We start from the raw sequence: 20,035 nt of genomic DNA, 5'->3' as shown, positions 1-20,035 counted from the left end.
CTTAATAACGTAACCACTTTGTGTACTCTGTATCTTCTATTTTTCTTTTGGTTTTCGTTTTCGCGTTGTTTTACCTGCAGTATTAGATGAAGATTTTGCACTTGTCGTTTTCTTTGAGTATCGACGCTTCGCTCCCCCCTTACTCCATTCGGGTGACTTTAGATCGCGTAAGCTTTGTGGAATATCGGAGACTTTTACTTTTTCCATCAGGGCTGTTATCTGTACCTCTAGTGCGCCCATAAATGGTTGATAAGCATATTTTTTATCTGCCATATCCTGTAGTTGATGTTCCCAATGCGCTGTCATATCAGGATAGGTTGCTTCATTCGGCAAGGCATAAATCAAGCCTCTCCCAGCCTCGGTTGCATGAATGGTTTTACCTTGTCGATGTAATAGCTGACGCTTAAATAAAATTTCTAAAATCCCAGCACGTGTCGCTTCAGTACCTAAACCATCGGTATCACGTAAAATTTTCTTTAACGATGGATCAGAAACAAAGCGAGCAATCCCCGTCATTGCTTGCAATAAGGTCGCTTCCGTAAACGCTTTGGGTGGCTCAGTCATTTTGTCTTTTATTACACCATCTCGACAAGTTAATACCGTACCTTTTGTCAACGGCGGCACTTTATCAGCCAGATCGTTATCATCACCTTTATCATCTCGCCCTAATAATACCCGCCAGCCCGCATCCATTAGTTGACGTCCTTTTGCTACAAAATGCCCGTTAGCGATAGTAAAGACTAACTTCGCTTCCGCATAAATCGCTGCTGGGTAAAATTGCATCAAATATTGTCTTGCTACTAGCTGATAGATCTTCGCTTCACTTGAGCTTAAGCTTTGTGGGTTCACCGCTTTTGGCGTAGGGATAATCGCATGGTGAGCATCCACTTTTTTATCATTCCATGCTTTGGACTTTAATGCTGTATTTGCGCCAGAAACCGCATTCGATAGGCTATTGTCTGTATTGGCAATAGCACCGCAAACCTCACCAGCTTGCTTGAAATGATCGTTAGGTAAATAGCGACTATCAGAACGTGGGTAAGTGATCACTTTATGCTTTTCATATAACGACTGACAGATACTTAAAACATCTGCCGCACTCATACCATAGCGTTTAGCAGCATCAATTTGTAATGCTGATAAAGAGTAAGGTAAAGGCGCCGCTTGCTTGGTTTCTTTACGCTCAGATTCTGTGACTTCCGCGGCTTGTCCTTTTATACGACTCACCACATTTTCACAAAGCTGCCGACTGAGTATTCTTCCCTCTTCATCTTGATAAGGCTCGCAAGCTTTACTTGGTAGCCATCGCGCCTGAATCTCTTGCTCTGCATAAGGAATAAGTGCAAACACATCATAAAAAGGCTTAGGAATAAAATTAGCGATCTCATCATCACGACGCACCACTAAACCTAAAATCGGTGTTTGTACTCGCCCAACAGACAATACCCCCCGATACCCCCCTTTTTGCCCAAGTAAAGTATAAGCTCGAGTCATGTTCATACCATAAAGCCAATCAGCCCTAGAGCGAGCTAAGGCTGATACCGACAATGGTACAAAATCATGATTACTGCGCATAGAAGATAACGCTTTTTTAACTGCGGCTGGGTTAAGATCAGAAATAAGTAACCGTAATGCGGTCTTTTTCTTTGTTGCTGGTAATTTAGCGTAATCTATCACCTCATCCACCAGCAATTGCCCTTCACGATCAGGATCGCCAGCATGGACAATTTCTGAAGCCGATTTAGCTAACTTTTTAATTACCGCTAATTGCTGTTTCGCCGCTTTACGTGGAATAAGCTGCCATTTTTCAGGAATGATGGGTAAATCATTTAAATTCCACTTTTTATAGCGCTCGTTATAAGCATCAGGCTCGACTTGTTCAAGTAGATGTCCAATACACCACGTAACAATATCGCCATTACCGACTTCGATATAACCATTATTATTTTTATGAGGTCGAGGAAGCACTGCGGCAATCGCCCGACCTAAACTTGGTTTTTCTGCAATATATAAACGGCTCATCAAAATCTTTATATGACAGTGAATAATGCTGAAACTGTACCTAAAACAGCGCAGTGCAGCAAGAAATACTGGATATAAAACCAGTTGGCAACGCCTAATTTTGTTTCTTAGATGTGATAAAATGCGTCTTAATCAATACTGAACAGTCGATTCATAAGAGAGATAAATGCTTAATTTAAAAACATTGACCCCCGTATTCGCTGTTGTATTGCTACTTGGCTTGCTCTGGGTTGGAAGAGACTCATTGCATGATTTTATTGAACATAATGATTTCAGCCATCCCGATAAACCAAACTTTGGTGCCTTCCTCAACATTGACGAAAAAAAGAAAGCCTTCTTTGACTATCTATATCCGTTTGTTGAAGAAACTAATCACCAGATCTTAGAAGATCGTCAACAACTAGAACTCCTGAGTAAAGATCCAGCCAAGATAGATTTAGATAACGACTTAATTACAACACTTAGTCAGCAATATGATCTGCCATTACCAAAAAAAACAATTACCCAGCAATGGCTAACAGAATTATTAAAGCGCGTTAATGTTATACCTACACAATTAGTCCTCGCACAGGCCGCATTAGAATCATCATGGGGAACATCACGCTTTGCTGAAAAAGGAAATAGTTATTTTGGCGAATGGTGCTTTACCGAAGGGTGCGGTATTCCGCCATTAGATATTGATCTTGAACATTATCATGAAGTGAAAAGTTTTCCTTCTATCCATGCAGCAGTAGAATCTTATTTTAATAACATCAATACTAATGATGCTTATAGTGAACTGCGTAATATTCGTGCAAAACTGCAACAGGATAATAAACCGATCACCGCACAAGCATTAGTTCATGGCTTACTCGAATATTCGCAAATTGGGCATCAATACATCCAACGCTTATTAGACCTAATAAACTCAAATAAAGATCTTATTCCAACCACGTCTTCTTCATAGATATTAAAAAAGCTGATCGTTAATGATGGCATTAACTGATCAGCTTCTATTTCATGTTCTCAATCACATTATGATTGCGCTTCAAACCACGCTTTTACTGTTTGATAATCACCACGAAAAACAATACGTTCTGCCTTTTTACTTAACTGATAGGTGTACATTGGATCATAATATTGTTCAAGTAAAGGCACTAACCAGCCATCATGATCTGACACAGATCCCGTTGATTGCATCACGTTAATCGCATGTTTCTGCGCATCGAGTATTTCTTGATAACGCTCTAGACCTAAACGCTTACGAATATTAAACATGCCTTTTTCAAGGTATTCTTCAAACAAGCTCCAGCCTTGCTCTTCACCGTAATGGGCTACATAATCACGTTGCATCGTGATCACATAGTCATCCAATAAACGGCCTAAACGCACATCTATTGGATCTTCAATAACGGCGATGGATGCTTGTTTCATCGCAGCTTGAAGCGATAATGGCACCATCACGCAGCCAATACTCTTACTTTCATCTTCATAGATAAACTGTGTCACACCACGATCGTGTTTTTTTAGCATTTGTACCGCTAAATCGTTTTCAAAAGCGATTTGCGTACGCTGTGGGGTAACAAACCGACCAAATGATGAACCACGGTGATGGGCTGCACCTTCAAGATCAATACCATTCGTAAGCTCATTGACCATAATGGTTTTACCATTCCCCGTATTACCCGCCACAATCACAGTAGGCTTTTGTGCGATATCATCAATGGTATCGATTAAAAAACGGCGAAGCGCTTTATAACCACCAGTAATAAAAGGAAAATCAATCCCCGCTTCTTTAAGCCACTGTTGGGTGATTTGTGAACGTAATCCACCACGAAAACAATATAAATACCCGCTAGGATTCGCTTCACAAAACGCTTTCCACTGGGCAACACGTGCTGCTTTTACTTCGCCATGGACTAATTCATGACCCAGTTTAATCGCTGCTTGTTGGCCTTGATTTTTATAACATGTACCTACTGCTGCACGTTCATCATCCGTCATCAAAGGACGACTAACAGAAGTAGGAAATGCGCCTTGAGTAAACTCAACCGGCGCACGCATATCCATTAACGGTGTATCATTAACAAACAGACTGCGAAAATCTTCGCAATTGGGACGTTGCATTAGCAAACCTCGATTAAGGTATCGCCATCCATCGGCTCTAACTCACCAATCGCTTCCAGCAAAATGTCGTACTTTTTCGCAATTTCAATTAATTCAGCTTCACAATCAGGTGTTGCTGCTAATAATAAGCCACCTGATGTTTGTGGATCGCATAATACTGCTTTTTGCTGATCGGTCATTTCACCAAGTTTATCGCCATAACTCATAAAGTTACGCTCAGTACCACCAGGTACACAACCTTGCTCAATGTACTCATACACACCAGGCAATGTGGGCACTTTATCAAACCACAGCTTTGCTTTTAAATTGCTCCCTTCACAGATCTCTGTTAAGTGACCCATTAAGCCAAAACCTGTGACATCCGTTAGGGCTTTAACACCCGCAACGTCAGCAAAATCTGCGCCCGGTTTATTTAATTTGCACATCCAATCGCGTGCTAATCCTTGGTGCTCATCAGCCAACTTAGATTTCTTTTCTGCTGTTGTTAATACACCAATACCCAATGGCTTAGTGATATACAGCTTACAGCCTGCTTCAGCACTGTCATTACGCTTCACACGAGCAGTATCAACAATACCTGTAACAGCAAGACCAAAAATTGGCTCAGGGGCATCAATAGAGTGGCCGCCAGCAAGTGAGATCCCTGCTTCACGACATACAGAGCGACCGCCTTCAATGACTTGTTGCGCAATTTCAGGGGCTAAGATATTGACAGGCCAACCTAAAATAGCAATCGCCATAATAGGTTTACCACCCATCGCGTACACATCACTGATCGCATTCGTTGCGGCAATACGACCGAAATCAAATGGGTCGTCAACGATTGGCATGAAGAAGTCGGTAGTACTTATCACTGCTGTACCATTACCTAAATCATAAACGGCAGCATCATCTTTACTTTCATTACCCACCAAAAGGTTAGGATCTGAGAATGGGGCTAACTGGGTGCGTAAAATGGTGTCGAGAACTTGGGGAGAAATTTTACAACCACATCCGGCACCGTGACTGTATTGAGTTAGGCGAACATTTTCCATGACACGCTCCAAAAAAGGGAAAGAGTCAGGGATTCTACTCCTGCCCCTAACACCTGTCATCTTTAGAGCGAATATCATGCTATTTTTCCATTGATATAAATCAAAAATAGCGTTAAAAATAATCAATCTGAGCTAAAAAAGGTGACCCCCCTCACGGTATTGTTCACCGAATAGGTATCACCTCTTTAAAATATAGTTTTGAAATGCTTTAGCGTTAAAGATATTCAACGAACTGGTTTAAGTCACGCTCATGCAGTTTAGCTTCACGACAATTCGCCGAACCTAAATATAAAAAGCCCACGATCATATCTTCACCTTGTACGCCTAATGCTTCACGTACAACGGGATGATAAGCCCAAGAACCCGTGCGCCAAAATCCAGAAAAACCTTGTGCTACCGCCGCCATCTGCATCGCTTGTACCGCACAACCTGCTGATAAATGTTGCTCAATCACAGGGACTTTATGCCCTTCTGTTACCTTACTGACAACCGTAATGACCATTGGCGCACGAAATGGAGCCTTAGATGCTTTTTCAATTACAAATTCTTCGAGATCATCAGCTTTAGCCGCTGCAACTAAAATATCAGCAAGACGTTGTAATCCATCACCTTGAGAAACAATAAAACGCCATGGCATTAAACCACCGTGATCGGGGGCACGCAGACCCGCACGAAAGATATTATCCAATGCTTCCCCTTCAGGTGCAGGTTCAACAAGTTTAGGAATAGAGCGACGATTGAGTAACAGTGATAACGCGTCCATGACAACCTCAAATGAAAATAGTTATTTTTTAAATGTATCATGGACACTACAAGAGATTAAGGTTCTAACCCTTTATTTTTAGTATATTCATAACCTGTCTAAATATAGAGGGCTATCGCAGCAATATCAGATAAAGTGCTTAACCAATAGCTCTTTTGCTGGCTCAGATTTCACTTCCAATTGCGCTAACTCATGCTCTAATTTTGGTGTTAACCAAGCTGAATTAACTCCCCAGTAAAAGAAAAATAAACTGACTACAGCAACAACTGCCATATCATAACCAAATGGAATAATATTGATCCCACCAAATTGATCACTGCCAATAAACGAAAGAATAACCATAGTGACAAAGTAACCGAGTAACCAAGCACTCGACTTCACGTGTTGTTTAATATCTTTCCAACCGCGTTTATTTTGAAAGTAAGCATAAATCACAAACCCTAGCAGTAGGATAAAGATCACTTTGCCCGTCAACGGCCAACGAGACCAATAAAGCACTTCAGATGAGATAGCAAAACCTAATGGTGCAATGATTTGTAAAGCTTTTAAACGAACAGGACGTTCAGCATCTGGAGCAAGCTTTCTCAGTGACATCGCCGCCATCGGACCTACAATGTAGGTGACAACCGTTGCCGCAGAAATAATCCCAGCTAATTGTCCCCAGCCTCGGAATAGGTATAAGAAAATAAAGCCAACAAATAAATTCACCCACAATGCTGCACGGGGAATATGATATTTCGGGTGTAATTTTGACCACGATTTTGGTAGGTGGCCATACTCACTCATCGCAAATAGCATCCGCGTTGTTGTCCCCATATAGGTAATACCAGTTCCAGACGGAGAAACAAAAGCATCAACATAAAGCAACATCACAACAAGGTTAAGGTTTAGTGCTATCGCTAATTGAGCAAATGGTGATGAGAAATCCAAACTCCAACCTTTTACAGCAAGCTCCGATGGTTCAACACCACCAATGAAAGCGGCTTGTAATCCTAAATACAAAAATACAGCGATGATAAGCGTCAGAATGATTGCTCTTGGTAAATCTTTACCAGGATTTTTAGATTCTCCAGCAAAGTGCATCGGGCTTTGGAAGCCATTATAAGCAAAGACGATACCTGCTGTTGCTACGGCCGTTAATGATCCAGCCCATCCATAGGGCGCAAAGGAATGATTAACAGCAGTAAAGTTTTGCGGATGAAAGCCTGCCGCGACAATCGAAGCGACACTGAAAATTGGGATCGCTATTTTAAAGATCGTAATACTGGTCTGAGATTTACTAAACAAACTGACACTCCAGTAATTAAGCAGAAAGTAAATCAGCATGAGTCCCGCCGCAATAAGTAACCCAACGAACGACAAACTTTGTGTTTGAGCATTAAATATTGTTGATGTAATAGGTTTAGCCCATTCCCACTGCCAAGAGTGCATGTACTGTACCGAAGCTTCAGCTTCAATAGGAATAACGGTCACAATTGAAAGCCAAGTAGCCCAAGCCGCCATGTAGCCGACAATGGAGCCATGAGTCAGCTCTAAAAATCGAACAGGACCGCCAGATTTAGGGAATAAGGTTGCGACCTCGGTATAAGTCAACGCAACAACCAACACAGCTATACCGCCTATCACCCATGAAACGAGTGAAGCAGGTCCTGCAATTTTTGCCGCGTGATAGGCACCAAAAAGCCAACCCGAACCAATTATCGAGCCAATACCTGTCATGGTTAATGATACTAAGCCCATCTTCCTTTTAGGCTTTAGCTCTAAATTATTATTCATTTATAGTTATCCTTCCTGTTATTAATACCGACTTTACAAACTGCTCTTATTAGAACTTAAAGCAGCCAGTGCTATACAACGTGAAAATTCTCAAATTTAACATTAATAAAAAAGTGGTTTTATAGTGGTCATATTAATAATGCTGTAGCAGAGGTAACTAAGCAGAAGTTTTTACTTATATATTTTATCGATTCCTATATTTTTTAGCATTGCATAAAGTCGTAGGTCAATAACGACAATCTTTTACTAACACGACATTACTAACTAAAAATTTCTATTTTATTCTCTGAGCATTGAATCTACTGGCGAGGAAAATAAATTTCACATTTATTTTTTCACTTTATTTTACACCCTATTTCAATGTTTATTAGGCTACATATTATTAATATTATAAAAATGAGAAAAAGTTCCCCCCCCAAATTCTCATCAAGAAACATTAAAAAATATCCATATTAAAAACATAAAGATAGAAGCAAAATCTCATCATTCACGTTAAAAAAATTAATTGCACAACGCTTTATTAAGATCTACACCACATATTTACGTAAATATACTGATGTGTTTCATTTTTAAAAGTGGAATATTCCTAAATATTTTTTATATCAATTAACGATAGGTATATTTATCACCCTTACTTTTATTCAATATAAAAACAAATCATTCATTCAATATATATCTTTAATTTTAAAACAAACAATGTTTTATATTAAGTAAAATAGACGCCCCCTAAAATCTTTATATCTTACTTAATCAAACATAAATCAATGAATATATTAATTTTAATGTTTTTATAAAAAATTCATTAATTAAAACCGATTTTTTTTATTTCAAATATGAAAAGGTTTTGCATTTTTTTGTTAAGTGGTTGTTCAGAAAGTAACTGCTAGGTTCAATTGGTTGCATTTATTTGTCTATTTTTAACAATGCTCAAATAAGAAATAGTGACTAAGTATGCAACGTATAAAAATAACGATAGGGCTAGTTTAACGACCAATTAAATTAAGCTCTTTTGAAAGTAATGTTGAAATACGAATGAGATGTAAGCTCACGCTGTTAGCACCTTGGTTTATCAAGTGTGTTTGATGGCTAATGCATCAAATTCGACAAGGAGTGCAAATGAGTGATTTCAACCCAGGAATCATGATCGGTGTCTTCAGCCTTCTCGTCTTTGCGGTGATCGCTTCCATTTTATTTATTAGTAAGTCTATAGGTGGATTTGGTCGTCGTTTTGATAAAGAACAGCCTTTCGAATGTGGTCTTTTACCCTCTGGAACAACAAAGCATAACTTCTCTATTAGTTATTACCTCATCGCTGTTGCGTTTCTCATTTTTGAATTAGAAGCCGCAATCCTTTTTGCATGGGGAGTCGACTATTGGCAACTCGGTATACCGGGTGTCATTGCTGGCGTCACCTTTTTGGTGATTTTACTTTTAGGGTTCATTTACATGATACGTAAAGGTGTCTTTCAAATCGGAGTGTATGAGTCATGAGCGATATAATTCAAACCGTTAACGTCGGTAATTCCTCGAATGAAAAAGGCAACAACATCATTACCAATATTGTTGGTAAGGTTGATGATCTTATTTCCTATAGTCGGAAGCATTCGCTCTGGCCTTACAACTTTGGGACATCATGCTGTTTCGTTGAAATGATGACGGCAGCGACGCCTCGCTATGACATGGCAAGGTTTGGTTCTGAAGTACTTCGTGGCTCGCCACGCCAAAGTGACGTGCTTATCACCGCTGGTACCTGCTTTGTGAAAATGGCGCCGTTAATGAAGCATATTTATGATCAAATGCTTGAGCCTAAATGGGTGATTTCAATGGGGTCTTGTTCAAACTCTGGCGGTATGTATGACATTTACAGTGTTGTACAAGGCGTCGATAAAATTCTTCCTGTTGACGTCTATGTCCCTGGTTGCCCGCCTCGTCCAGACGCCCTACTCGAGGGTTTGATCATGCTTCAAGAGCACGTTCAAGCTAACCCAGTATCTGTGCTAAGTAAAAACCGTAAACCACTCGGTTTGAGGGTCGAATAATGAATAATAACGATCGTCAAATACTCATTGAGCGTTTCGGTGCTAAAGCGCCAAACCACGAAATCATTGGTTGTGAAAGTTTCGAAGTAAAAAAAGAACACCTTATCGATACCTTACATTTCCTAAAAAATGAGGCTTCTTCACAATTTGAAATGCTGTTCGACCTTTCAGCAATTGATGAATGTGAACGTGGTGGCGGACTCAGTGTGTTTTATTATCTGCTGAGTGTGAAAAATAAGGCATTTATTTCCATTCGCACACACATTGCTAATGACACCATTGAAGTACCTAGCGTAGTTGGGCTTTGGCCTAACGCGAATTGGTATGAGCGTGAAGTCTATGACATGTTCGGGATTAAATTCACTGATCACCCCGATCTACGCCGTATCTTAACTTTTGATTTTTGGAAAGGTCATCCACTACGTAAATCTTATCCTTGTCGTGCGACCTTAATGGATGAACCTTTCGATCTTGAAGGATCAGACTTTGATGATGTTATGAAGTCCTATGATATTCAAGGTAAGCAAGACGATGGCAGCATGGTACTAAACATCGGCCCTAACCACCCTGGTACCGATGGCGTGATCCGCCTAAAAGTTAAAATGAAAGGCGAGTTCATTGAAGACTTGGATCAAGAAATTGGCTTCCACCATCGCGGAGCAGAGAAAATTGCCGAGCGTCATACTTTTCATAATTACATCCCTTATACCGATCGTATCGATTACTTAGGTGGTGTAGCAGGTGAACTGCCCTACTTATTAGGGCTTGAAGCAATGACAGGGATTGAAGTCCCCGAACGTGCCAAGACCATGCGGATTATGTTATGCGAATTATTCCGAATTTCGAGCCATCTCGTATGGTTTGGCAGTATCACGCATAACCTAGGGGGTATGGCTCCCGCTTTTTATGCTTTCACCGAGCGTGAGAAAATCTTCGATGTTATCGAGTTGATCTGTGGCGGTCGTATGCACCCTGCGTTCTTCAGAATTGGTGGTGTGTCTCAAGATTTACCTGATGGCTGGGAAGAAAAAGTTGAACATGCCTGCCAAGGTATCGAACAGCTTGTCCCCGATCTTGAAAAGTTAATGACCAACTCAATGATCTTCAAAGTACGGACCCAAAACATTGCGGTTTACAGTCAGTCAATGGCGCTTGATTGGGGCTTAACAGGACCAAACTTGCGTGCGACAGGTATTAACTTCGATATGCGTAAAGATTTCCCTTACATGGGTTACGAAGATTACGACTTTGACGTTCCTGTTGGTCAAGATGGTGATGCCTACACCCGTACCGTTCTCCGTGTGCAAGAAGTGGTTGAGAGTTTGAAGATCATTCGACAAGCGGCGGCACGTATGCCTGAAGGCCCTATCCTTGCTGACAATGCGCCTAACTTTGGTTTTCCTCGAAAACAAAATGCATTACGCGATATCGAAACCCTGATCCACAGCTTTGTTGATACAGGCAGAGGCTTTAACTTCCCAGTTGCTGAAACCTTTTTTGCAACAGAAACCGCTAAAGGGGTCACAAGCTACCACACCATCAGTAATGGAACAGGATGTCCTTACCGTGTCCGAATTCGAACACCTTCATTTACACATTTCCAATCCGTTAAAGCCGTTTCTAAAGGCGACTTATTGAGCAATATCATCTGTTTAATCGGCTCTATCGATTACGTACTCGCTGATATTGATCGCTAAACAATAAAAACAACATCCCATGTAGATGTTGAGACGAATAAGACGAATGTCGCTCGTCATAAATAAAGTCCGCAATGTGAGGAAATCATGTTAACAGATCAAGAAAGAGCTCATCTGGAAGAGCATATTGCTCATTACCCAGAAAAAAGAGCCGGTGCCATCTATTGTCTTTATTTTATGCAAGATAAATATGGCTATATCACGAAACCAAGTCTCAACCTTGTTAGTGAACTTACAGACCTATCAACAACGCAGCTAGATGAACTTATCACGTTTTATACGCTTTTGCGCCGACGTCCTGTTGGTCGCAATGTCATGCGTGTCTGTGACAGCATTTCTTGCCATACCCGAGGTGCGAAAAAAGTGCTAGAAGCGGCAGAAAATGCAACAGGTAAAGCATTAGGAGAGATCGCTAATGATGGCAGCATTACCGTTCTACCCAGTATTTGTCTTGGACTATGCGATCGCGCTCCAGCCGCTCTAATCAATGATGATCGTGTTGAAGGTGAACTAACACCTGAACGCATAAGAATGATCTTAACTGAATTAGCAGAAGAAGAGATCAAGCTATCAGAGAAGCCTGATTACCAAAATATTATTTCGATGCTGACTCCTCAAGATGCGCCAGCAAAACCAAATGAGGAGGTGATGTAATGGACTTAGTACTTTCACGCAACTTTCATCACCCAAAACCATTAAATTTTGCTGAGTACTGTGAAAATGGTGGTTACCAAAGCCTTAATTCTATTATTGGTCAACCAAAAGAGCCTTTACTGGCAGAACTAAAAGCATCTGGTCTACGTGGCTGTGGTGGTGGTGGTTTCCCAACTGGCGTGAAATGGGGCTTCCTTGCAAAAGATGCCAGTCACCCCGTTTACTTGGTGGTGAATTTAGATGAATCAGAACCGGGCTCGTTTAAAGATAGACAAGTGCTTTATCGCGATCCGCACACTATTTTAGAAGGCGTTATCGCAAGTAGTTACATACTTGGTGCAGACAAAGCATTTGTTTTCATTCGTGGAGAATATCGCGAAGGGGCAAAAGGTCTTGAGAAAGCGGTACAAGAAGCACGAGCGGCTGGGCTTGTGGGTGAAAATGTCATGGGCTCTGGCTGGGATCTTGATGTTGACGTTCACTTAAGTGCTGGGCGCTATATCTGTGGTGAAGAAACCGCCCTACTCAATGCCCTTGAAGGCTACCGTGGTAACCCGCGTTCTAAACCGCCCTTCCCTATCGTAAAAGGTCTGTGGGGACAGCCAACCATAGTCAACAATGTGGAATCCATCTGTCATATTCCTTGGATCGTTCATAAAGGCGCCGAGTGGTTCAAATCTCAAGGTAAAGGTGATGCCGCAGGAAGCCATATTTACCAAGTGTCTGGTCCGGTCAAAAAGCCTGGCTTCTTTGAATTGCCATTAGGGACTACAGCTAGAGAGCTTATTTTCGAACACGCAGGTGGATTACTTGACGATCGTGAGCTTGTCGGTTTTCTACCTGGTGGTGCCTCAACGCAATTCATGCTCCCTGAACATCTCGACGTTCCCCTCGATTGGGACGGCCCAGCGACTGTTGGTTCACGTTTAGGTACTGGCGGGATCATTGTGATGGACGATACGATTTGTCCAATAGACTTCATGATCAACCTGACAGAATTTTTCGCAAGAGAATCATGTGGCTACTGCACACCTTGCCGTGATGGCTTGCCGTATGTCGTGCATGTATTGAAAAAATTTGAAACAGGAGAAGCGACCTCCAAAGATCTGGATCTGCTTCATGAGCTCTGTGAAACCATCTATCCCAACACCTTCTGTGCGCTTGCACCGGGGGCGCTGATGCCAATCATGACTGGATTAAAACACTTCAAACATGTTTTTGAATCCCATATTGAAGAGCAACGCTGTACTCACAACCACCAGCTAACTGCGGAGGCATGTTGATCATGGGAACTATCTATATAGATGACAAAGCTGTCAAGTTTGAGCCTGGGCAAAATGTGTTAGACGCTGCGCGTAAAGCGGGGATCGATACACCTTATTTTTGCTACCACCCAGCATTAGGTGCCGCAGGCTCTTGTCGTATTTGTGCCATGGAAACCGTGCCACAAAAAGAAGGTGAAAAACCGCGTACCGTGATGACTTGTAGCATTCCAGCACAAGATGGCCAGCAATTTCGTTTTAAATCGCCAAAAGCAAAACAAATCCAAAAAGCCGTGGTTGAATTTTATATGACCAACCACCCCAATGATTGCCCTGTTTGTGATGAAGGCGGTGACTGTCACCTTCAAGACACAACCATCAGTGTCGGCCATGCTTACCGCCGTTATGATGGACAAAAACGTACCATGCCGGATCAATTCCTCGGTCCGTTGGTATACCAAACCATGAACCGCTGTGTGACCTGTTATCGCTGCGTACGCTTTTATCAAGACTATGCGCTTGGTGATGATTTTGGTGCAATGGGGTCAAGCAATCACGTACTTTTCCGCCGAACAGAAGATGGCGCATTCGATAGTCCATTCTCAGGCAATTTAGTCAGCGTATGTCCAACCGGCGTTTTTACCGATAAGGTTTACCGCCGTAAATACAGCCGTATATGGATGTTAGAAAAAGCGCCTTCAATCTGCTCAGGTTGTAGTGTGGGGTGTAATATCGAAGTCGGTGGACGTGAAGGAACCCTACGACGCGTTCAACCTAACAACGAAGCATCAAAAGTAAATCCTTATTTTATCTGTGATCGTGGTCGTTATGGGTCTCATGGCACCGAGTCGTACTCAAGACCTAAATACGTATCAGAGCAAGGCAAAGTCGTAAAAACGTCACCTCTAGATGCACTGAAAATAGCCCTTGTTAGAGCTGAAGGTCATGTGGGTATTTTAGGTTCCGTAGAAGAAGATCTCACGACTAACTTGGCACTGAAAGCTATTGCAAAAGAGATGAATGCGCCGTTCTCACCATTTATTTCACCGCAACAAGAAGCCTTGACGAAAACCGCTGTAGCAGCGAATCACAATGCGCCTTCTATATCAGATATAGAGCAATCAGATGCGGTTTTCGTGGTAGGAGAGCTCACTGAACATGCGCCTATGCTTGATCTTGCGGTACGCCAAGTTATCAAGGCTAAAAAAGATGTGTATGTATTACATGCAACACCTTCTCACCTCGTTACAGCCTTGAATAAACTTCAGCGAGGCCATGTTAAAGCGTTAGCACCAAGCCAATGGCAAGACTGTTTAACACAAATTAACACAGCTGTTCATGATGGTGCTGTGGAAGATCTCTGGATTAAAGATGTTGCCAATACACTAAAACAGGCGGAAAAACCCGTCATTATTGGTGTGGCTGAACTGCTTAATACTACAGATATCTCTCTACTTAATACTATTACAGAGTCACTTGCACCTACAGCCAAAATGGCGATTGCTTTACCGAGTGCCGGCTCTGTTAATGCAGCATTAACAGCACAAGAAAACTCATGTGCTGAGCTGATGACGCAAATAGAGAGTGACAAAATAAAGACATTGGTTGTTGTCGGCAGCGATCCGCTGAATACCAATCATCCACACTGGCATGCATTGCATGACAAGCTAGACCAATTGATTGTGATCGATAAAGTCTTAACCAAAACAGCACACTTAAGCGACACCTTATTGCCACTCGCAGCATGGCCAGAAAGGGACGGTATGACGATTAACTATGAAGGTAGACTACAGCGTTTTAGCAAGGCTTTCGCGAGAAAAACAGCCACGATTGACGCTCATGACATGATTGAAACCTTAATGAAATCACCTGAGACAATCGAGCAATGGTTAACTGAGCTCGCACCGACGCTACCTCAAGCTGGTGATGACGGGATCATCATCGAAAAAGACAAGCTTAAGTGCACACAATTACCACTTGAACAGAAAACAAATCCACCAGCAATTCAAAGTACTCAGCCGCAAGTTGCACTGAGTAAATGGTTTGGTGAAGGATATGTTGCCGATCATGCGCCTGAAATCCGCTCTCTCAAGCCAGGATCTTCCGCTTCAATAAATCCCACACTGGCTGCCTCGCTAAACCTTAGCAATGGTGATCAATTAATGATTATTTGCGGTGATCAGAAGTTGGTACGCCCTGCGGTGATTTCCTCTCAAGTTGCTGACCTCACGGTTGCTTTAAATCAAGCAGATATGCGCCTACTTCAGGCTGATATTGCTTCACCATTGTGTCTTGAGCGCACCTCTGAGCTTTTTATTGATGCAGATAAAAAGGAGGAAATCAAAAACATTATTGGTAGTGCATCGGTCATCATGATGGGAGAAGCCTAATGGATTCATTGCAGTACTGGATTTTTATTCTGGTCGGTATGGTTATCACTATCTTTGGTTTGATTTTAGTTGCAGGCTATACCGTTCTATTTGAACGTCGCTGTCTTGCCTTATTGCAAGACCGTTACGGCCCTAACCGAGCAGGTCCATTAGGGTTATTCCAAGCACTATGTGATGCAGCAAAACTGCTAACAAAAGAATATTTCATGCCCGGGTTTGTCGACAAAAAGCTCTACGCTTTAGCACCAATCCTTGTCGTGGTATCGATTCTTGTTAGCTTTGCCTTACTGCCTATAGGTAAAAATATCTCATGGGCAGCAGACTTAAACATCGGTCTGCTCTTTTTGATGGGATTAAGCTCCATTCACGCTTATGGAGTCTTTTTAGGCGGATGGGCATCAAGCTCGAAATACACCATGCTTGGCGCAATTCGTACTATTGCTCAGTTAATCAGTTATGAATTAGCAATGGGTATGGCGGTATTGGGAGTGGTTATGCTTGCTGGCAGCTTTAGCTTAACGCAAATTGTTGATGCACAAACGACACCGTATATCCTCCTTCAACCGGTTGGCTTCCTTGTATTCCTAATCGCAGGTATTGCAGAAACTCACCGCTTGCCATTCGATATGCCTGAAGCCGAAAACGAGCTTAATGCAGGTTTTAATACCGAATATGGCGGTATGCCTTTTGCGATGTTTTTCCTTGGTGAATACCTAGGTGTGATCCTCGTCGGTGCAATGGCAACAACCTTGTACCTCGGCGGATGGCACGGACCATGGGCTGAAGCCTATCCGCTTGTTGGCGTCTTATGGTTTGTATTGAAAACCTTCCTGTTAGTTTTCTTCTTTGTATGGATGCGTGCCAGCTTACCGCGAACGCGTTACGACCAGCTCATGGCATTCGGTTGGAAATTCTTACTTCCAATCGGCATCGTCAACATCATTGTGACCGCCCTTGTCGGTACATTCTGGATGTAGCCCCCAACATTAGAGAGAGACAATCATGAAAGTTATACAGGTTTTACAAGAGGTCACAGGGGCTTTTGCGGCAACCATTAAGCACGTTTGGGCACCACGCGATACGGTTTGTTATCCAGAGGTAAAACCAGACTTACCTGAACGCTGGCGCGGTCGCATTGTATTAACGCGCGATCCTGACGGTGATGAACGTTGTGTTGCTTGTTATTTATGCTCTTCAGTATGCCCTGCTAATGCAATCACCATTCAAGGGGCTGAGCGAGAAGATGAGCGTCGATATGCCAAAACATTTGAACTGGACTTTAGTCGCTGCATTTTCTGTGGCATGTGTGAAGAAGCATGTCCAACCCTATCGATTCAATGCACCACTGATTTTGAAATGGGTAAATATTCTCGTGACAAGCTGCTTTATGAAAAAGAAGACTTACTCATTGATGGCACAGGTAAACACCCAGACTTTAATTACTACAAGCAAGCAGGTGTAGCAATTACAGGTAAAGCTATCGGCGATGGTGAAAATGAAAAACCACCGATCGATGTGTACTCTCTGCTGCCATAAGGACATCATCATTCATGTTAACTTGGAATATTATTTTCTATGCCAGTAGTGCCATCATGCTATTGGCAGCAATCAGTTTACTGTTTGTCAAAGAGCCGATGCATGGTGCGGTGTATTTAACCACATCGCTACTCGCACTGGCTGTTATTTTCTATTTATTGGGTGCGCCGTTTATTGCCGCGTTACAAATTATTTTGTACGTCGGGGCAATCATGGTGTTGTTTGTCTTCTTCATTATGTTGAGTCCGACAAGCCGCACCTTCCCACTCACGGCCAATCGCACTGTCATTTTACCGGTGATCTTACTCACCGTTATGTTAGTTGAGGCTTTCATCGTTCTACATCACGGTAATCAGTTCTATACAATCGAAACGATCAAAACCATCAGTCCTAAAGCTGTTGGTGCGGATTTATTTACTCATTACAAACTCGCGATAGAAGCGCTATCAACGCTCTTACTTGGTGCGTTAGTTGCTGTGATTTATCTCGCGGCACAAATGAAAGTTCGCCACTCAGAGACTGATGATAAAGTGGAGGAGCACGCATGAGTCCACTGACTATCTTAATTTTATCCTTTGCCATGTTCATTATTGGCCTCCTCATTGTTGTTGTTCGCCGACAGCTGTTGTTCGTACTTATGGGTATCGAAGTCATGCTTAATGGCGTTGCGTTAGCCGCGGTTGAAGCAGGTCAACATTGGGGAAATCCAACAGGACAAATCATTACTATCTTTTTGATGATTGCAGCAGGCTGTGAGCTTTCTGTTGTTTTGATGCTCGCCATGTTGTCGTACAAACACCTAAAAACAACCCGTATCGACAAACTTAACCAGCTTAGCAATACATTAATTAGTAAGGGAGAACTGTAATGAATACATGGTTATGGTTAATTCCTGCCGCTCCGCTTTTCAGCGCCGCCTTAATTGTCTTATTTGGCAAGCACTTTCCGACTCGTGCCAGCGGTATACTCGCTTCACTCTCGGTCTTAGTGTCGGCTGTACTCACTGGCATGCTATGGCTATCCAGTGATTTTAACCCCGCTTTCCACCAGCAATTATGGACGTGGATGGCTGTTGGTGATTGGAACGTCAACATTGGGTTATCGGTTGATCGCCTCTCGCTAGTAATGATGACAGTGACAAGCTGGGTGGGATTTCTTATCCACTTGTTCTCCGTTCCCTTCATGCGCCGTGATTTTGGTGAAAGACGCTACTTTTGCTATTTAAATCTATTCGTTGCTGGCATGTTGTTCTTTGTGATGGCGGATAATTTAATCCTGCTATACACAGGTTGGGAAATCATGGGGCTATGTTCATACGGACTGATTTCTCATTACTACAACAAAGAAAAGAATGTGTACTCAGGACGTAAAGCATTCATCGTAACACGCATTGGCGATACCTTACTTGCGATTGGTATCTTACTGACATTCACCGTGTTCAAAACCGTTAACCTTAACGAGATCTATTCTATTGCTAGCCAGCAATCGATGAACTTATGGTTAATTGGCGCGATTTGTCTTCTATTCTTGTTCGGCGGTATGGCCAAATCAGCCCAGTTCCCGTTCCATGTTTGGCTGCCTGAATCAATGGCAGGTCCTTCTACGGTATCGGCATTGATCCACGCAGCAACCATGGTAACGGCTGGGGTGTACTTGATTGCACGTAATCATGTGCTCTTTAATTTAGTCCCTGATGTCACATGGTGGGTATCACTTGTGGGTGCATTTACGGCGTTTTATGCCGCGACATGTGCGCTGGCGCAGAACGACATCAAACGTATTCTCGCCTACTCAACCATCAGCCAAATTGGCTATATGTTTGCTGCGCTAGGTGTGGGTGCTTATGATTTAGCTATTTTCCACGTCATTGTTCATGCGTGTTTTAAAGCACTGCTATTTATCAGCTCTGGTGTCATTATCGATATGTTTAATCACGATCATGACATTCGCAAAATGGGCGGTCTCGGCAAACGACTGCCTTGGCTTAAATGGACTTACCTAGCAGGCTCTGCAAGTTTAGCCGCACTGCCTGTCATCACTGCAAGCTTCTTCTCAAAAGATGCCATCATAGCAGCAACGGAAACAGGCTATTTAGGTTGGTTACTGGGTGCACTTGGTTTAGCGGGCGCATTATTTACCAGTATTTACAGCTTCCGTATGTACTTTATGGTCTTCAATGGTGAAAACCGTACAGCATTTAGTGAACCTCGCTACCTGAAAAATAATGGTCTTCCTTGGCAGATGAAAGTTTCAACGGGTATTTTAGCCGTTGGTTCGATCGCTATTGGTTGGATGCAGTTTCCTAACGAATGGTCTTTTGGCCCTCACCTATTCCTCCCGTGGATTGACAGTCAACTAGGTACAGCGCCAGAGATTGCAACCTCTGCAGGTCTTATGCTGCAAGTTGTTGGCTCATTAGTCGCTATTGCTGGGGTATGGATTGCATACATCTTAGTAAAACAAGAGCTTAAACAGGGGCATGGCATCGGTAATTGTCAATTCCTGAACTCAGCATGGTATATCGACGACCTGTCAAAACTAACGGTTATTCGTGGCTTCAAAGGTCTTTCCAAGCTGCTAGAAACGGTTATTGAACGATGGGTGCTGAATCAGGCCATTGTGAAAGGGATCGCGGCAATGTTATCTCTCTCAGGCGAAGCCGTTAGTGATGTACAAGGCAGCCAGCTTTCTCGTTATGTCATTATGATGATTGCAGGTTCTGTTCTTCTGCTTTTTTACTTGGTTTGAGCTATTTA

Annotated in this window: 17 protein-coding genes; 12 read left to right on the top strand and 5 right to left on the bottom strand. The window is 42.5% G+C overall.

The window, feature by feature from the left end; translation table 11 throughout:
- Window positions 1-36: 36 nt before the first annotated feature.
- Complete coding sequence (locus tag C9J41_RS03400) at window positions 37-2,022, bottom strand: DNA topoisomerase III (protein ID WP_107294227.1); 1,986 nt, start codon at window positions 2,020-2,022, stop codon at window positions 37-39.
- Between the two features lie 166 nt (window positions 2,023-2,188).
- Here C9J41_RS03400 and C9J41_RS03395 point away from each other — a divergent pair, with 166 nt between their 5' ends.
- Complete coding sequence (locus C9J41_RS03395) at window positions 2,189-2,968, top strand: glucosaminidase domain-containing protein (RefSeq protein WP_107206124.1); 780 nt, start codon at window positions 2,189-2,191, stop codon at window positions 2,966-2,968.
- A gap of 68 nt (window positions 2,969-3,036) precedes the next feature.
- Here C9J41_RS03395 and mnmH read toward each other — a convergent pair whose 3' ends face one another.
- From mnmH to C9J41_RS03375, 4 genes are all read right to left on the bottom strand, one after another.
- A complete protein-coding gene (gene mnmH, locus C9J41_RS03390) occupies window positions 3,037-4,128 on the bottom strand; it encodes a tRNA 2-selenouridine(34) synthase MnmH (RefSeq protein WP_107294226.1) in 1,092 nt (363 codons plus the stop codon).
- Window positions 4,128-5,162 (bottom strand): selenide, water dikinase SelD, encoded by a 1,035-nt coding sequence (selD, locus tag C9J41_RS03385; protein ID WP_107206122.1) that lies wholly within the window; start codon window positions 5,160-5,162, stop codon window positions 4,128-4,130. Before selD ends, mnmH begins: the two co-directional genes overlap by 1 nt.
- A 214-nt stretch (window positions 5,163-5,376) precedes the next feature.
- Window positions 5,377-5,925 (bottom strand): NAD(P)H nitroreductase, encoded by a 549-nt coding sequence (locus C9J41_RS03380; RefSeq protein WP_107287157.1) that lies wholly within the window; start codon window positions 5,923-5,925, stop codon window positions 5,377-5,379.
- Window positions 5,926-6,051: 126 nt separating this feature from the next.
- Window positions 6,052-7,701, bottom strand: a complete 1,650-nt coding sequence (locus C9J41_RS03375) for an APC family permease (RefSeq protein ID WP_107294225.1) — start codon at window positions 7,699-7,701, stop codon at window positions 6,052-6,054.
- 1,116 nt (window positions 7,702-8,817) lie between these two features.
- On the opposite strand from C9J41_RS03375, the gene C9J41_RS03370 reads away from it, so the two are divergent.
- From C9J41_RS03370 to nuoL, 11 genes are all read left to right on the top strand, one after another.
- Window positions 8,818-9,192 carry an NADH-quinone oxidoreductase subunit A gene (locus C9J41_RS03370; RefSeq protein WP_006646494.1) on the top strand — a complete coding sequence of 125 codons (375 nt, stop codon included), beginning with the start codon at window positions 8,818-8,820 and terminating at the stop codon, window positions 9,190-9,192.
- Window positions 9,189-9,740 carry an NADH-quinone oxidoreductase subunit B gene (locus C9J41_RS03365; protein WP_105059766.1) on the top strand — a complete coding sequence of 184 codons (552 nt, stop codon included), beginning with the start codon at window positions 9,189-9,191 and terminating at the stop codon, window positions 9,738-9,740. Before C9J41_RS03370 ends, C9J41_RS03365 begins: the two co-directional genes overlap by 4 nt.
- Complete coding sequence (gene nuoD, locus C9J41_RS03360) at window positions 9,740-11,437, top strand: NADH dehydrogenase (quinone) subunit D (protein WP_107294224.1); 1,698 nt, start codon at window positions 9,740-9,742, stop codon at window positions 11,435-11,437. The genes C9J41_RS03365 and nuoD overlap by 1 nt, the downstream gene beginning before the upstream one ends.
- An 87-nt stretch (window positions 11,438-11,524) precedes the next feature.
- Window positions 11,525-12,091 carry an NADH-quinone oxidoreductase subunit NuoE gene (nuoE, locus tag C9J41_RS03355; protein ID WP_107206118.1) on the top strand — a complete coding sequence of 189 codons (567 nt, stop codon included), beginning with the start codon at window positions 11,525-11,527 and terminating at the stop codon, window positions 12,089-12,091.
- Window positions 12,091-13,374: an NADH-quinone oxidoreductase subunit NuoF gene (nuoF, locus tag C9J41_RS03350; RefSeq protein ID WP_107206117.1), complete on the top strand. Its 1,284-nt coding sequence runs from the start codon at window positions 12,091-12,093 to the stop codon at window positions 13,372-13,374. Before nuoE ends, nuoF begins: the two co-directional genes overlap by 1 nt.
- Before the next feature lie 2 nt (window positions 13,375-13,376).
- Window positions 13,377-15,743 (top strand): NADH-quinone oxidoreductase subunit NuoG, encoded by a 2,367-nt coding sequence (nuoG, locus tag C9J41_RS03345; protein WP_107294223.1) that lies wholly within the window; start codon window positions 13,377-13,379, stop codon window positions 15,741-15,743.
- The gene (gene nuoH, locus C9J41_RS03340; RefSeq protein ID WP_045062688.1) at window positions 15,743-16,720 is read left to right on the top strand and encodes an NADH-quinone oxidoreductase subunit NuoH; all 978 of its coding nucleotides are present in this window, start codon (window positions 15,743-15,745) and stop codon (window positions 16,718-16,720) included. The genes nuoG and nuoH overlap by 1 nt, the downstream gene beginning before the upstream one ends.
- A gap of 22 nt (window positions 16,721-16,742) precedes the next feature.
- Complete coding sequence (gene nuoI / locus C9J41_RS03335; protein ID WP_369917482.1) at window positions 16,743-17,279, top strand: NADH-quinone oxidoreductase subunit NuoI; 537 nt, start codon at window positions 16,743-16,745, stop codon at window positions 17,277-17,279.
- Window positions 17,280-17,293: 14 nt separating this feature from the next.
- The gene (locus C9J41_RS03330; protein ID WP_107294221.1) at window positions 17,294-17,827 is read left to right on the top strand and encodes an NADH-quinone oxidoreductase subunit J; all 534 of its coding nucleotides are present in this window, start codon (window positions 17,294-17,296) and stop codon (window positions 17,825-17,827) included.
- Window positions 17,824-18,147 (top strand): NADH-quinone oxidoreductase subunit NuoK, encoded by a 324-nt coding sequence (nuoK, locus tag C9J41_RS03325; RefSeq protein WP_005368949.1) that lies wholly within the window; start codon window positions 17,824-17,826, stop codon window positions 18,145-18,147. The genes C9J41_RS03330 and nuoK overlap by 4 nt, the downstream gene beginning before the upstream one ends.
- On the top strand, window positions 18,147-20,027 hold the full coding sequence (gene nuoL, locus C9J41_RS03320; RefSeq protein WP_107245847.1) for an NADH-quinone oxidoreductase subunit L: 1,881 nt from the start codon (window positions 18,147-18,149) through the stop codon (window positions 20,025-20,027). The genes nuoK and nuoL overlap by 1 nt, the downstream gene beginning before the upstream one ends.
- Window positions 20,028-20,035 lie beyond the last annotated feature (8 nt).

The sequence above is a fragment of the Photobacterium sp. GB-50 genome (assembly GCF_003026755.1).
Classification (GTDB): domain Bacteria; phylum Pseudomonadota; class Gammaproteobacteria; order Enterobacterales; family Vibrionaceae; genus Photobacterium.
The sequence above is the reverse complement of the archived record's forward strand: the minus strand, read 5'-3'. Positions and strand labels throughout refer to the sequence as shown.

What these genes read in the sequence shown, in the direction of transcription:
- C9J41_RS03380 (WP_107287157.1), bottom strand. Translation starts at nt 5,925, where the DNA reads ATGGACGCGTTATCACTGTTACTCAATCGTCGCTCTATTCCTAAACTT.
- nuoG (WP_107294223.1), top strand. Translation starts at nt 13,377, where the DNA reads ATGGGAACTATCTATATAGATGACAAAGCTGTCAAGTTTGAGCCTGGG.
- mnmH (WP_107294226.1), bottom strand. Translation starts at nt 4,128, where the DNA reads ATGCAACGTCCCAATTGCGAAGATTTTCGCAGTCTGTTTGTTAATGAT.
- selD (WP_107206122.1), bottom strand. Translation starts at nt 5,162, where the DNA reads ATGGAAAATGTTCGCCTAACTCAATACAGTCACGGTGCCGGATGTGGT.
- nuoE (WP_107206118.1), top strand. Translation starts at nt 11,525, where the DNA reads ATGTTAACAGATCAAGAAAGAGCTCATCTGGAAGAGCATATTGCTCAT.
- nuoK (WP_005368949.1), top strand. Translation starts at nt 17,824, where the DNA reads ATGAGTCCACTGACTATCTTAATTTTATCCTTTGCCATGTTCATTATT.
- C9J41_RS03330 (WP_107294221.1), top strand. Translation starts at nt 17,294, where the DNA reads ATGTTAACTTGGAATATTATTTTCTATGCCAGTAGTGCCATCATGCTA.
- nuoL (WP_107245847.1), top strand. Translation starts at nt 18,147, where the DNA reads ATGAATACATGGTTATGGTTAATTCCTGCCGCTCCGCTTTTCAGCGCC.
- C9J41_RS03400 (WP_107294227.1), bottom strand. Translation starts at nt 2,022, where the DNA reads ATGAGCCGTTTATATATTGCAGAAAAACCAAGTTTAGGTCGGGCGATT.
- C9J41_RS03395 (WP_107206124.1), top strand. Translation starts at nt 2,189, where the DNA reads ATGCTTAATTTAAAAACATTGACCCCCGTATTCGCTGTTGTATTGCTA.
- C9J41_RS03370 (WP_006646494.1), top strand. Translation starts at nt 8,818, where the DNA reads ATGAGTGATTTCAACCCAGGAATCATGATCGGTGTCTTCAGCCTTCTC.
- nuoH (WP_045062688.1), top strand. Translation starts at nt 15,743, where the DNA reads ATGGATTCATTGCAGTACTGGATTTTTATTCTGGTCGGTATGGTTATC.
- C9J41_RS03375 (WP_107294225.1), bottom strand. Translation starts at nt 7,701, where the DNA reads ATGAATAATAATTTAGAGCTAAAGCCTAAAAGGAAGATGGGCTTAGTA.
- C9J41_RS03365 (WP_105059766.1), top strand. Translation starts at nt 9,189, where the DNA reads ATGAGCGATATAATTCAAACCGTTAACGTCGGTAATTCCTCGAATGAA.
- nuoD (WP_107294224.1), top strand. Translation starts at nt 9,740, where the DNA reads ATGAATAATAACGATCGTCAAATACTCATTGAGCGTTTCGGTGCTAAA.
- nuoF (WP_107206117.1), top strand. Translation starts at nt 12,091, where the DNA reads ATGGACTTAGTACTTTCACGCAACTTTCATCACCCAAAACCATTAAAT.